General features: G+C 72.7%; 11 protein-coding genes. 4 read left to right on the top strand and 7 right to left on the bottom strand.

The features are described 5' to 3' along the window. Positions 1–24 precede the first annotated feature (24 nt). The 3 genes from ACFVSN_RS31350 to ACFVSN_RS31360 form a co-directional block, all read right to left on the bottom strand. Positions 25–1830, bottom strand: coding sequence for a SpoIIE family protein phosphatase (locus ACFVSN_RS31350; protein WP_380441605.1), 1806 nt, complete (start codon positions 1828–1830; stop codon positions 25–27). A 102-nt stretch (positions 1831–1932) separates the two neighbouring features. Then, the gene (locus tag ACFVSN_RS31355; RefSeq protein WP_380441607.1) at positions 1933–2697 is read right to left on the bottom strand and encodes a methyltransferase domain-containing protein; all 765 of its coding nucleotides are present in this window, start codon (positions 2695–2697) and stop codon (positions 1933–1935) included. Between the two features lie 507 nt (positions 2698–3204). Further along, positions 3205–6186: a BTAD domain-containing putative transcriptional regulator gene (locus ACFVSN_RS31360; RefSeq protein ID WP_380497219.1), complete on the bottom strand. Its 2982-nt coding sequence runs from the start codon at positions 6184–6186 to the stop codon at positions 3205–3207. 214 nt (positions 6187–6400) lie between these two features. Here ACFVSN_RS31360 and ACFVSN_RS31365 point away from each other — a divergent pair, with 214 nt between their 5' ends. After that, complete coding sequence (locus ACFVSN_RS31365) at positions 6401–6685, top strand: hypothetical protein (protein WP_380441611.1); 285 nt, start codon at positions 6401–6403, stop codon at positions 6683–6685. Positions 6686–7219: 534 nt separating this feature from the next. On the opposite strand, the gene ACFVSN_RS31370 is transcribed toward ACFVSN_RS31365, so the two are convergent. Further along, complete coding sequence (locus ACFVSN_RS31370; protein WP_387595927.1) at positions 7220–7510, bottom strand: hypothetical protein; 291 nt, start codon at positions 7508–7510, stop codon at positions 7220–7222. 166 nt (positions 7511–7676) lie between these two features. On the opposite strand from ACFVSN_RS31370, the gene ACFVSN_RS31375 reads away from it, so the two are divergent. After that, positions 7677–8435 carry a GntR family transcriptional regulator gene (locus tag ACFVSN_RS31375; RefSeq protein ID WP_380441615.1) on the top strand — a complete coding sequence of 253 codons (759 nt, stop codon included), beginning with the start codon at positions 7677–7679 and terminating at the stop codon, positions 8433–8435. Between the two features lie 15 nt (positions 8436–8450). Here the strand turns inward: ACFVSN_RS31375 and ACFVSN_RS31380 are convergent, their stop codons facing one another. The 3 genes from ACFVSN_RS31380 to ACFVSN_RS31390 all read right to left on the bottom strand — a co-directional run bounded on the left by ACFVSN_RS31380 (position 8451) and on the right by ACFVSN_RS31390 (position 10908). Beyond that, positions 8451–8873 (bottom strand): PIN domain-containing protein, encoded by a 423-nt coding sequence (locus ACFVSN_RS31380; RefSeq protein ID WP_380441657.1) that lies wholly within the window; start codon positions 8871–8873, stop codon positions 8451–8453. After that, positions 8873–9106 (bottom strand): type II toxin-antitoxin system VapB family antitoxin, encoded by a 234-nt coding sequence (locus tag ACFVSN_RS31385; protein WP_380441617.1) that lies wholly within the window; start codon positions 9104–9106, stop codon positions 8873–8875. The genes ACFVSN_RS31380 and ACFVSN_RS31385 overlap by 1 nt, the downstream gene beginning before the upstream one ends. A gap of 134 nt (positions 9107–9240) precedes the next feature. Then, the gene (locus tag ACFVSN_RS31390) at positions 9241–10908 is read right to left on the bottom strand and encodes a fumarate hydratase (protein ID WP_380441619.1); all 1668 of its coding nucleotides are present in this window, start codon (positions 10906–10908) and stop codon (positions 9241–9243) included. A gap of 206 nt (positions 10909–11114) precedes the next feature. On the opposite strand from ACFVSN_RS31390, the gene ACFVSN_RS31395 reads away from it, so the two are divergent. Together ACFVSN_RS31395 and ACFVSN_RS31400 are read left to right on the top strand one after the other, a co-directional pair. Then, the gene (locus ACFVSN_RS31395; protein ID WP_387595979.1) at positions 11115–11840 is read left to right on the top strand and encodes a DUF1707 domain-containing protein; all 726 of its coding nucleotides are present in this window, start codon (positions 11115–11117) and stop codon (positions 11838–11840) included. A 346-nt stretch (positions 11841–12186) separates the two neighbouring features. Further along, positions 12187–12561: a WhiB family transcriptional regulator gene (locus ACFVSN_RS31400; protein ID WP_380441661.1), complete on the top strand. Its 375-nt coding sequence runs from the start codon at positions 12187–12189 to the stop codon at positions 12559–12561. Positions 12562–12609: the final 48 nt, after the last annotated feature.

The raw sequence follows: 12609 nt of genomic DNA on the forward strand, positions 1-12609 counted from the left end.
CGGGCCCGGCCGTCGGCCCGGTCGTCACTGCGGCAGCCGCTGCTCGAACCAGACCACCTTGCCGGTGCCCAGCCGGGTCGCGCCCCAGCGGTCGGCGCAGCGGGCCACGATCTGCAGCCCGCGCCCCCGCTCGTCCTCGGGGCCGGTCCGGCGCGGGCGGGGCAGCAGCGGGCTGTCGTCGCCGACCTCGCAGCGCAGCCGGGTGGTGCGCACCAGGCTCAGGGTGACCGGACGGGTCGCGTGCTGGACGGCGTTGGTGACGAGCTCGCTGACCATCAGTTCGGTCGCCTCGCTGAGCTCGCCCAGGCCCCAGCGGCGCAGCGTGTGCGCGGCCAGCCGGCGGGCCCGGCCCGGCGTCTCGTTGCGCGGCTGGAGGTACCAGTGCGCGACGTCCCCGGCCGGGATGCCGTCGAAGCAGGCGCCGAGCAGGGCGATGTCGTCGCCGCGGTCGCCCGGCGGCAGGATCCGCAGCGCCTCCTGGCACAGCTGCTCGGGGGCGTGCCAGGTGGAGCCGGCGATCTTGGCGCGGAGCAGTTCGAGGCCGTCGCTGAGCGGGCGGCTGCGGGTCTCGACCAGGCCGTCGGTGAACAGCAGCAGGGCCGAGCCGGGCGGGGCGGGCAGTTCGACGGAGTTGAAGTCGACCCCGCCGACGCCGATCGGCGCCCCGGAGTCGAGCTCGACCAGTTCGGCCGTTCCGTCCGGCCGTACGAGCACCGGCGGGACGTGCCCGGCGTTGGCGATCACCACGCGGTTGGCGATCGGGTCGTACACCGCGTAGACGCAGGTGGCCAGGTGCTGTTCGCGGCCGAGCCGCTGGGCCTGTTCGTCCAGGTGGTAGAGCACCTCGTGGGGCGGCAGGTCGAGCGCGGCCAGGGTCTGCGCGCTGGTGCGGAGCTGGCCCATGATGGCGGCCGAGGTGAGCGAGTGGCCCATCACGTCGCCGACGATCAGGGCGACCCGGTTGCCGGGCAGCGGCACTGCGTCGTACCAGTCGCCGCCGACCTGGGCGCCGCGCTCGCCGGGCAGGTAGCGCTGGGCGAGGCGCACGCCGTGCGGCTGCGGGAGGCGCAACGGCAGCATGCTGCGCTGGAGTTCGTTGGCTATCTCCCACTCGCGGGCGTACCGCAGGGCGGTGTCGACGGCCAGCCCGGCCTGGGTCGCGAGGTGCGCGGCGGTCGCGGTGTCGGCGGCGTCGAACGCCGGGCGGCCGGTGCGTTCGGGAGGCCGGCGGATCAGCACGAGCAGACCGAGCACCGCCTTGCGCCCGCGCAGCGGCAGCGCGAGGACGGACGTGCCCGCGCCGAGCCGGGCCAGCCCGCGGGTGCCGTACAGCTCGCGCAGCAGCGTCTCGGTGCGCTCGGCGGCGGGCGTGCCGATCACGGCGGCCTCGGCGGGGCGGCGGCTGAGCAGGGCGTGCGCGAGGGCGCCGCCGCGGGTCACCGGGGTGGCGGGCCCGCCGTCGGCGTTCGAGCGGGTGCCCCAGCGGGTGCGCCGGCGGTCCTCCGCGCCGCTGGGGCGGCCGCGGCGCCCGATCCGGGTGCCGGTGCTGTAGTGGATCCGCAGTTCGTCGGGGAAGCCGGGTTCGCGCTCGACGTTGGGCAGCGGGTCGCGCAGGTGGACGACGGCGGCGTCGGCGAGGGCCGGGACCAGCACCCGGCCGACGTTGCGCAGCGTCGCGGCGAGGTCGAGGGCGCTGTTGATCCGCCGGGTCGCCGAGTCGAGCCAGCCGAGGCGCCCGGCGACGTCGTCGCGACCGGCCGCCGCGGGTTCGCTGCGCGGCTGGGGGAGCGCAGGCGGCTGTCCGGCCTCGGTGTTGAGCTGGTCGCGCACGGCTGCCTGTCCTGGGCTCGGGGTGGGCTCTGGGGGTGTGCTGCTTGCTGGTCTCTTCCGCTGTCGCGGCTGTCGGCGTGCTCGGGAGCCGCCGCCGGGCGGTCAGCCGACGCGTCGGCAGCAGAGGAACAGTTGCTCCTCCGGCGGCAGCGAGGTACTGGCCGGCGCGTACGGGTGCCCCGAACACTCCTCGACGGCGAACCCGGACGCGACCAGAACCCGTTCCAGATCCTCCCGCAGATACCCGCTGATCCGCAGCTCTCTGCCAAGGAACGGAAGCGGAACGTGATCCAGATCGGCCTCGACCATCCCGAGGGCCAGCAGCCCGCCCGGCCGCAGCAGCGCGTGCAGCCGGCCGAGGACGGTCGGGATCTCGTCCTGCGGCAGCAGGATCAGCGAGAAGAACGCGGTGACGGCGGCGAACCCGCCCGCGCCGTCCGGCCCGAGCCCGGGCACGTTCCAGACCCGCCCGGCGCGCTCGGTGCCCAGGTCGTAGAGGTCGATCCGGTGGAATACGGGCGGGTGCTCCCCCGGGTGGTGGGCCTGCGCGGCCAGCGTGAGCATCACGTCCGAGAGGTCCGTCGCGGTGACCCGCAGCCCGCCCGCGGTCAGCTGGCGGACCGTCGGCTCCCCGGTGCCGCAGCCGACGTCCAGGACCCGGGCGCCCGGCTCCAGCTGCGCCAGCAGCCGCCGGCCGCACGCGAGCTGTCCGTCCTTGGCCGGGAACGCCTCGCCGTACCCGGCGCCGATCGTGTCGAAGGCGACCGCCTGCAAGGCCCGTACGGCCCGGCGCCGCCGGGTGTCGGGCTCGTCGTCACCCGCGTCCTCGCCGACGGGGAACGGGTCCGATATCTGTCCGGTCGTCACGATAGAGAGGCACCCTTCCACCCTGGCCTCCGCCAGCCTGGCCGGCCGCTGCCGGTGGCGGTGCGTCACGCTCCCCGCATCACACTGACGGACTGCACTCCGCACGCTGAGAACTGGGCATTCCGAAACTCTGGCACGTCGCCGGCCGGCACTTGTGTGTGCACTGGCATCTGAGAATATGCGTGATCACACCGCCGTGGGGCCCCTTTCCGGCCAACTCGTCGTTCTTGGGCCGTTGTGGACGGTGTTGCGGAAGCACGACGGTGCGGGCCGGGGTGGTGCGCGTCGGCCCCGCACGCCGCACAGCGCGCCGGGGGCGTGGGTGCTGACCTGCGGTTTTCACCGCTCCGCAGGCTGACAATCGGACGTTTATCGAACGTCAATCGGCGCGGTGCACAGTAGGGACCAGCGCCGGGGAAGCGTTGAGGGCGCTCCCGCAGCCGGGGGGCTGCGGGAGCGCCGACGCAACGCGAATCGGGGGAGGATCTCCGCTGGGGGGTGGAGGCCTCACGGCGCCGGGGGTGAGGAAGAGGCAGGCTCGGTGTGCTGCTGGGAGATGAGGTCCGCCACGGGGGAGGCCTCCGGCACACCGAGCCGCGTGAACATCGCGTGCGCCTCCCGCAGACACGCCAGCCCGCGGGCCGGCTGCGCGAGCGCCAGCAGCGCCTCGCCGAGCGCGGCGTTGGCGAGGCCCTGGCAGTAGGCGCCGTCGATCTCCTGGGCGATCGCCAGCGATTCGCCGGCCGCCTCGGCCGCCTCGCCGGCCTGTCCGATCGCCAGCAGGCTCTCCGAGAGCCGGGCCAGCGTGTACCCCTCGCGGAGCCGGTTCTGCTGCTCCTGGTACAGCTTGTGCGCCTCCCGGAGGTGCGAGACGGCCTCCACCGGCGCACCCGTCGACGACAGTACGACGCCGAGCTGGTACACCGTGTCCGCGAGGCAGGCCCCGTTCGCCGACCTGCGCGCATTCGCCACCGCCGCGTGGACGGACTCGACGGCCTCCGCGGTCCGCCCGACGTCGAGCTGGGCCCGGGCGATGTTCCCGAGCAGCCGCGCCTCGCTGATCGGTGCGCCGACGACGTGGCTGATCGAGAGCGCCTGCTCGAAGAACGGCAGGGCTTCGGCGCTCCGGTTGGCGATGCTCAGGATGATCCCGAGGGTGTTGGTGACCATCGAGCGCACGACCGTGACGTCGTCCGGGTGCTGGAGCGACAGGCTCTCGCGCAGGGAGTTCTCGGCGCCCAGGAAGTTGTTCGCGAAGTACTCCAGCGTGCCCCAGGCCAGGTGGACCCGGGCGAGCGCCCGGGTGTCCCCGTGCGACTGGGCGTTGGAGTCGGCGATCTCCAGCAGACGCCGGGTCCTGGGGGCGTGAGTCGGGTCCTCGACGATGCTGTTGAGCGTGATCAGCAGGTCCAGAGCGGGCCGCAGCAGGTTCGGCGGGCCTCCCAGCGCCGCCTCGAGCGTGCTCAGCAGCATGCCGGTCTCGGCGCGCAGCCACTGCTGGGCGTCGGCGGCGGTCGCCAGGCCGAGCCCCGGCGCCTTCAGTTCCTCCAGCGTCTCGAAGAGCAGATCGTCGGGCTCGATGGCCTGCGCGGCGGTGCGCAGCGTCGGCAGCAGGTGCTCCAGCAGCCGGAGCACCGCCTGCTGCTGCTCCTGCGTGTCCGCGGACTTCTCGTTCTGCCGCTGGGCGTAGAGCCGCAGGAGGTCGTGGTAGCGGTAGCGCCCGGGCGTGAAGCACTCCAGCATGTTCGCCTCGACCAGTGCCTCGGCCAGGTCCTCGGCACGCTCCTCGGCCTCGCCGAGGAGCGCCGCCACGGCGTCCAGCGGCAGGTCGGGGGAGTCCACGAGGGAGAGCAGGCGGAAGGCACGGGCCTCGTCGGCGCGCAGTTGGCCGTACCCGAGCCCGATCGTCGTTTCCACCGCGAGGTTGCCCAGCTGCAGCTCGTCGAGCCGCCGCCGTTGGTCCGCTAAGCGCCGGGCGAGGTCCGAGATGCTCCAGCGCGGCCGGCTGGCGAGCCGGGCCGCGGCGATGCGGACGGCCAGGGGCAGGAAGCCGCAGGCGGTGACCACCGCCAGGGCCGCGTCCGGCTCCGACGAGACGCGCTGCTCGCCGACGATGGCGGAGAACAGCGCCAGGGCCTCGGCGGGCGTCAGTTCCTCGACGTCCACCAGATGAGCGCCCGGGATCCCGGCGAGCCGCGACCGGCTGGTGGCCAGCACCGCACAGCCCGACACCCCGGGGATCAGCGGCCGCAGCTGGTCCGCGTCCTGGGCGTTGTCGAGCAGGATGAGCATCCGCCGGTTCGCCAGCAGCGAGCGGTACAGGGCGGAGCGCTGCTCCACCGAGTCCGGGATCTCGGTGACGCCGAGGGCGTGCAGGAAGTCGCCCAGGACGACGGCGGGTTCGGCCGGTGAGGCGCCCGCGCCGCGCAGGTCGACGTACAGCTGGCCGTCGGGGAACTCGGCCCGCACGCTGTGGGCGACGTGCACCGCGAGCGTCGTCTTGCCGACCCCTCCGATGCCGGCCAGCGACGTCACCACGACGGCCTGGCCGGTGGCGCTCTGGAGCACCGCGCGGAGCTCGTTGACCAGCCCTTCGCGTCCGCTGAAGTCCGATACGTCGGCGGGCAGTTGTGCCGGCGCCGGCACGCTGGTCGTGGCGTCGTGCCGGACGGCGGCGGGGCCGGTGCCGGTGGGCGGGGTCAGGGCGGGGTCGCCGGCCAGGATGCGGGCGTGCATCGCGGAGAGCCCCGCACCCGGTTCGACGCCGAGCTCGTCGATCAGCAGCTTGCGCGTGTCGGTGTAGACGCCGAGCGCCTCGGCCTGCCGCCCGCAGCGGTACAGCGCGAGCATCAGCAGCTCCCGCAGGCGTTCCCGCAGCGGGTGTTCCGACGTCAGCGAGCTCAGCTCGGCGACGACCTCGGTGTGCAGGCCGATCTCCAGCGCGACCGCGCAGCACTCTTCCCAGACCGACACGTGTCGCTCGGCCAGCCGCAGCCGCTGGGAGTCGGCGTACGGTCCCGGCACGCCGGCCAGGGCCCGGCCTCTCCACAGCGCCAGGGCGGAGACGAGCAGCCGGTGTGCTTCGGCCGGGTCCCCCTTGGTCCGGGCGGTGGCGGCCTCGGTGACGGTGGTTTCGAACACCGAGAGGTCCAGCGTCCCGGAGGAGATCCGCAGCGCGTACCCGTCGCTCACCGAGACGAGGATCTCGGCCGGCGCGCGCACCTCTCGGTGCGGCTCGATGACCGTGCGCAGCCGCGAGACGTACGTCCGCAGCGCGGCGATGGCCTGCGGCGGGGGCCGTTCGCCCCAGATGCCGTCCACCAGGTCCTGCGTCGTGACCGGGCGGCCCTGCTGGAGCAACAGCGAGGTCAGGACGGCCTGCTGCTGGGGGGATCCCAGCGACAGGGGCTGCTCGCCGCGCCACGCCTGCATGGGGCCGAGCACCTGGAAGCGCAGCGCCTTGCTGTGCGGCGTTTCCTGAGGCTCCATGAATCCCCCGATTGACCTGTGGCGGGTGCGCGGGGCGCTTGGGTGGTCCCGCTGTGGTCGCATCAGCTTAGGCGGGCGGCTGTAAACACCGGAGAGCGGCTCCGGCGGCGCGATGTTTATAGGACATTTAACGGCTCCTACGATACTGTCCCGGCGCCTTGGTCGAGTCAGTCGGGCGCGAGCAGACCTCAATGACCTGAAAGGCAGCCAACCCATGGCCGAGAATGACCCCACCAGCACTGTGACTCCGCAGGCCGCGCCGAACGCCAACGGGGCCGCCGCGGGCCAGCCCGCCGGCGCCGTGGCCACCGCGACTCCCGCCGCCGACGCGGCGGTGGCCGACGCCGCGTCGAACGTGGCCGGGTACATAGTGCCCGCGGACGAGCAGCACGTCGACCCCCAGGAGCTCATGGGCGGCGGCGAGGTGGAGGAGCCGCAGCACCCCCAGGGCAAGCCCGGCGAGACCGTCCCGCTCGGTGTCATCAACAGCCGGCCGTAAGTGACCCGGGCCGTCCGCCCGGTGCCGCACCCCTGGTGAGGCGCCGGGCATGCACTGTCGACGGCCCCGCGCGCACCGCCCGGCGATCCGGATTCCGGTCGCCGGCCCCCCAGGCAGAGCCGATCAGTTCGATAGCGAGGTTGTCATGAGCAAGCTTCGTCGTATTGCGGTGGTAGCGGTGTCGACGGCCCTTCTGGCCGCCGGTTCCGTGGTGACGGCCACCGGCGCCTTCGCCGGGGTCATCTTCAGCCGTCCCTGACTGGACGTCAAGGTCGCGCCCTGCGTTCGCAACTGGCGAGTGCGGGGCGTTCGTCGTTTTCGGGGGCACGGCGGTGGTCGGATCCCGCCCGTCGGCCTCCTTCGCGGCGCCGGCCCCGAATTCTCCCCCGGGAGTTTCGTGGCGGCCCCGGATCCTTTCCGGAATTCCGGATTCGGGGGAAATCGGCGCGATGTCTTGAATGGCCGTTTTGCTGGATTTTGCAGGGCAATGGCGGTTGTCGCCATTTTAACGAATGACGATCTCGTTCCGTGCCGCTAGCCGGCGCGCTCCCCGCCGAGGTGGCGGCAGCGGCCGCGGGCGGGGCGGCGGGGTCTTCCGGTCGGATCGGAGTCCGGGCCGTCGTCGGCCGGGGCGGGGCTCGGGGCGGGGGCCGGGGTGACGTGGGTCGGGTCGGCGGTCCATTCGCGGCCGCCGGACTCGGGGCGGAGGTAGTGCTCGCCGCCGATGGTGTCCATGTAGATGCCGGTGCGCCCGGTCCTGCGGTCGAGGACGCGGTCACCCGCGTGCGGCCGGTAGGCGGCGGCGTTGCGCTGACGGGGATTCACCGAACCCTCCCTAGCTCTGCGGTCGCCGTCCGCGCGTCCGTGGTGACGCTCGGCGACTACCCAGCATCTCTAGAGAAGCTAATATCTCTAGAGATGTCAACGGTCGTATCCGCTTACTTGCGACCGCGGGCGCGCCTACGATTTCCGAGAGGGAGAGGGAGCGGCGATGACCGGCAGCAGTGGCGACAAGCAGCCCAAGTACCAGCGGATCGCCGACACGCTCAGGGCGGCCATCGACGCCGGCGAGTACCGCGCGGGCGACCGGCTGCCGGGCGAGAACGACCTCATGGACGAGTACGGCGTCGCCCGGATGACCGCCCGCCAGGCCCTCGGGGTGCTGCAGAGCGAGGGCATCGCCGAGGCCCGCCGGGGCGCCGGGGTGTTCGTGCGGGACTTCCGCCCGCTGCGCCGGCACGGGATCCAGCGGCTCGCGCAGGGTCAGTGGGGCTCCGGGCGGTCGATATGGTCCGCGGACATCGACCGGCGCACCCTCGTCGTCGACCAGGTGTCGGTCACCGAGCGCGGCGCGCCCGAGCACGTGGCCCGCGTCCTCGGCGTCGACCCGGGCGAGCCGATGTGCGTGCGCCACCGCCGCTTCGTCCTGGACGGCAAGCCGGTGCTGCTGTCCACGTCCTACCTCCCGGCGGTCCTGGTCGCCGGGACGGCGATCACCCGCGAGGACACCGGCCCGGGCGGCACCTACGCCCGCCTCGCCGAGATCGGCGCGAAGCCCGTCCACTTCCGCGAGGAGGTGCGCTCGCGCATGCCGAGCGCCGAGGAGGGCGTGCGCCTGGACCTGACCGCCGGCACCCCGGTGATCCTGATCTGCCGCACCGCCTTCGCCGACGAGGGCCAGGTCGTCGAGCTGAACGAGATGATCCTCGACGCCGCGTCCTACGTGCTGGAGTACGACTTCGACGCGTGAGCTCCGCTGTGACCGTCAGCCGACGGCCGGCCGTCGGATGTCCTGCTCGCGGAGATCGGTGATGACCCGAGCGACGGTGGCGAAGTCGTCGTCCAGGTGCAGGACGGTCATGTCGTGGTGGACGGCGGTGCCGGCCAGCAGCAGGTCTGCCAGCCCGGCCGCTCGGTGCTGGCCTTTCTGGGTCAGCTTGTACTGGGCGGTGTCGATCCACTCCCAGATTGACTTCGGGGCACCGACGGTCGGGCCGAACAGTGCCGCGAGTTCGTCCTCCAAGTCGTCCCGATGCGCCGAGTTCCGGGCGGAGAAGAGGATCTCGGTCCTGGTGGACTTGCTGATCCTGATCAGGCCGGACTCGATGTGTCCCCACCACTGCGACCGAAGCTCACGGTCCGACACCAGTCGCACATAGGCCGAGGTGTCGATCAGGAAGCTGTCGATCATTCGGCTTCCTCCCGCTGCGCCCGCTTGCGGGCCTCGTAGACCCGGACGGTCGGCTCGAACTCGCCTGCGGCGGCTCGGCGGGACAGCTTCTCCAGAGCCTCCAGCCGCTTCAGTCGGTTGACGTAGTCGGCGAGGGCGTTGTTGACCGTGTCCTTCTTCGTCGTCGTCCCCATCAACCGCATGGCCTCCGCAAGGATCGTGTCGTCGACATCGATGTTGGTCATACTCACCTGCGCGCCTCCGTGGACGATGTGGGTGATCCACCTCTCTCATCCACGGTACCCACGTTCAGCCCGCGCCGGTATCCGAAACCGCCCCGGGCGCACGGAGGCGGCCGGGGCGGTGGGACGGGACCGGGGGAGGGCTACTCCTTCGAGCGCACCCGGAGGTTGGTGATCAGCGGGCCCTCGGTGGTCTCGCGGAAGAAGTCGTTGCCCTTGTCGTCGACGACGATGAAGGCCGGGAAGTCCTCGACCTCGATGCGCCAGACGGCCTCCATGCCGAGCTCGGCGTACTCCAGGACCTCGACCTTCTTGATGCAGTCCTGGGCGAGCCGGGCCGCCGGGCCGCCGATCGAGCCGAGGTAGAAGCCGCCGTGCGCGGCGCACGCGTCGGTGACCTGCTTGCTGCGGTTGCCCTTGGCGAGCATGACCATCGAGCCGCCGGCCGCCTGGAACTGGTCGACGTAGGAGTCCATCCGGCCCGCCGTGGTGGGGCCGAAGGAGCCGGAGGCGTAGCCCTCGGGGGTCTTGGCCGGGCCCGCGTAGTAGACCGGGTGGTCCTGGAGGTACTTGGGCATGCCCTCGCCGGCGTCCAGGCGCTCCTTGATCTTGGCGTGCGCGATGTCGCGGGCGACGACGAGCGTGCCGGTGAGCGAGAGCCGGGTCTTCACCGGGTACTTGGACAGCTCGCTGCGGATCGCGGACATCGGCTGGTCGAGGTCGACGCGCACCACGTCGTCGTCCAGGTGCTCGTCGGTGGTGTCCGGCAGGTACTTGGCCGGGTCCGTCTCCAGCTGCTCCAGGAACACGCCCTCGGCGGTGATCTTGCCGAGCGCCTGGCGGTCGGCGGAACAGGAGACGGCCATGGCGACCGGCAGCGAGGCGCCGTGGCGCGGCAGGCGCACGACGCGCACGTCGTGGCAGAAGTACTTGCCGCCGAACTGCGCGCCGATGCCGATCTTCTGGGTCAGCTCGGTGACCTTCTGCTCCAGCTCCAGGTCGCGGAAGCCGTGCCCGGTCTTCGCGTCGCCGGAGGTCGGCAGGTGGTCGAGGTAGTGCGCCGAGGCGTACTTGGCGGTCTTGAGCGCGAACTCGGCGCTGGTGCCGCCGATCACGATGGCCAGGTGGTACGGCGGGCACGCGGCGGTGCCGAGCGAGCGGATCTTCTGCTCCAGGAACGAGAGCATGCTCGCCTCGTTCAGGATGGCCTTCGTCTCCTGGTACAGGTACGACTTGTTGGCGGAGCCGCCGCCCTTGGCCATGAACAGGAACTTGTACGCGTCGCCGTCGGTGGCGTACAGCTCGATCTGGGCCGGCAGGTTGTTGCCGGTGTTCTTCTCGTCCCACATGGTCACCGGGGCCATCTGGGAGTAGCGCAGGTTGAGCTTGGTGTACGCGTCGTACACGCCGCGCGCGATGGCGGACTCGTCGGCGCCGGAGGTGAGCACGTTCTGGCCGCGCTTGCCCATGACGATCGCGGTGCCGGTGTCCTGGCACATCGGCAGGATGCCGCCGGCCGAGATGTTGACGTTCTTCAGCAGGTCCAGCGCGACGAAGCGGTCGTTGGGGCTGGCCTCCGGGTCGTCCAGGATGCGGCGCAGCTGGGCGAGGTGCGCGGGGCGCAGGTAGTGCGAGATGTCGTGCATCGCCTCGGCGGTGAGCAGGCGCAGCGCCTCGGGCTCGACCTGGAGGAAGGTGCGGCCGCCGGCCTCGAAGGTGGAGACGCCCTCGGAGGTGAGCTTGCGGTACGGGGTCGGGTCAGCGCCCAGGGGGAGCAGGTCGCTGTACTCGAAGTCTGGCGTGGGAGCCATGGGGGCGGTCCTTAGGTTTCCAGTGATCCGGCTGCGTCGGCGAAGCACCATCCAGGGTAGGACCCGGCGATCGCGTGCACGCGGACAGGTCCGCCTTGCGTGACCGGGCTCACTCGGGCAGCAGTGCGAGCGACTAGTCTTGGCCCGTGGACAACTCGCCGCCGCAGGACGATCAGGGTCGGCCGCCCGTGCCGGCGCCCGTGCCGATGACCAAGCCCGAGAACCATCCCGAACCGCAGCCCCGGCCCGAGCGGCCGGACCGGCCGGCGCCGGCGCCCGTGCACGCCCCGGTGGCCGAGGCCGAGCTGCGGGCCTCGGACGCCGACCGCGAGCGGGTGGCCGACCTGCTGCGCGACGCCTACGCCGAGGGCCGGCTGGACGTCGACGAGCACGCCGAGCGCATCGAGGCCGCGTACGCGGCGAAGACCCTGGGCGAGCTGGCGCCGCTCACCCGCGACCTGCCCAGCCACCGTCCGCTCTCCTTCGAGAAGCCGCCGCTGGACGCCCCCGCCGCCCGCCCGTCCGTCCCGGCGCAGCCGCCGGCCCGTCAGGAGGCGCCCCAGATGGTGGCGATCTTCGGCGGGGCGTCCCGCAAGGGCCGCTGGCGGGTCGGCTCGCACCTGAAGGTGGTCGCGGTCTTCGGCGGCGTGGACATCGACCTGAGCGACGCCGTCTTCGAGTCGCCGGAGGTCGTCATCGACGTGCTGGCGCTGTTCGGCGGCGTCGAGGTCCGGGTGCCGGAGAACGTCAGCCTGCACGGCGGCGGCGTCGGCATCTTCGGCGGCTTCGACGTCAAGGAGCAGACGGCGGCGGACCCTTACGCCCCGGTGGTCCGGATCCGGGGCACGGCGATCTTCGGCGGCTGCGACGCCAAGCCGCGCCGGGGCAAGAAGCTCAAGGAGTGGGTGCGCAAGCAACTCGGCGTCGAGTAGCGGGCGTTGGCCGGCGACTGTCCGGCCGCCGACCTGCGCGTGATCCGACCGGTGCCCGGCCGTGGGAGCAACTCCCGGCCGGGCACTCGGCGTTGCGGCGGGTGCAGCGAGTAGTCGATTGCGTGCAGTGTGCATGAATCGCGGCCCGGCGGGGTATTCCCTCTCGCACATCGCTTCTTGTACGGCTGCGCACCGGGGGCGGCCAGCGGCCGGCCCGGGGGTGGAGAGCGGGGGCTCGCAGCCGGGCAGGGGAGCGAGCTTCCCCGTGTCCGAGAGTCTCGTCAGGAGTACGGCCGTGCTGCATCCGATCGAGTCCCGCACCACCTCGCCCGTCGCCGCCGCGCAGCTGTTGGAGCCCCGCCCCGACAGCCGCCCGCAGCCGCAGGGCTCACCGGCCGGTCAGGGGCCCCAGGGGGAGGACAACCCCTGGCACACCGGCGCCGCGTGCCGTCGGGACGAGGTGGGGCTGTTCTTCGCGCCGTCCAAGGAGCCGACGGCGGCCCGGCTGTCGCGCGAGGACCAGGCGAAGCGGGTCTGCGCCCGCTGCCCGGTGCTGCTGGAGTGCCGTGAGCACGCGCTGGCGCAGCCGGAGCCGTACGGCGTCTGGGGTGGGCTGACGGCCGCCGAGCGGCGCGTGGTGCTGGCCCGTCGCCGCCGCCGGGAGTCGGAGCTGCGCGAGGCGGCCCGGGTGTCGACGGCCCACCGGCGGATAGCGGGCTGACGGCGCCGGATCGCGCGCCGGAACGCGCCGCGGCCCCGGCGGAGGGGG

The sequence above is a fragment of the Kitasatospora sp. NPDC057904 genome, from assembly GCF_042887925.1.
GTDB lineage: Bacteria > Actinomycetota > Actinomycetes > Streptomycetales > Streptomycetaceae > Kitasatospora.

Coding starts and splice junctions, on each gene's coding strand:
- ACFVSN_RS31360 (WP_380497219.1), bottom strand. CDS start 6,186: ATGGAGCCTCAGGAAACGCCGCACAGCAAGGCGCTGCGCTTCCAGGTG.
- ACFVSN_RS31365 (WP_380441611.1), top strand. CDS start 6,401: ATGGCCGAGAATGACCCCACCAGCACTGTGACTCCGCAGGCCGCGCCG.
- ACFVSN_RS31375 (WP_380441615.1), top strand. CDS start 7,677: ATGACCGGCAGCAGTGGCGACAAGCAGCCCAAGTACCAGCGGATCGCC.
- ACFVSN_RS31390 (WP_380441619.1), bottom strand. CDS start 10,908: ATGGCTCCCACGCCAGACTTCGAGTACAGCGACCTGCTCCCCCTGGGC.
- ACFVSN_RS31395 (WP_387595979.1), top strand. CDS start 11,115: ATGACCAAGCCCGAGAACCATCCCGAACCGCAGCCCCGGCCCGAGCGG.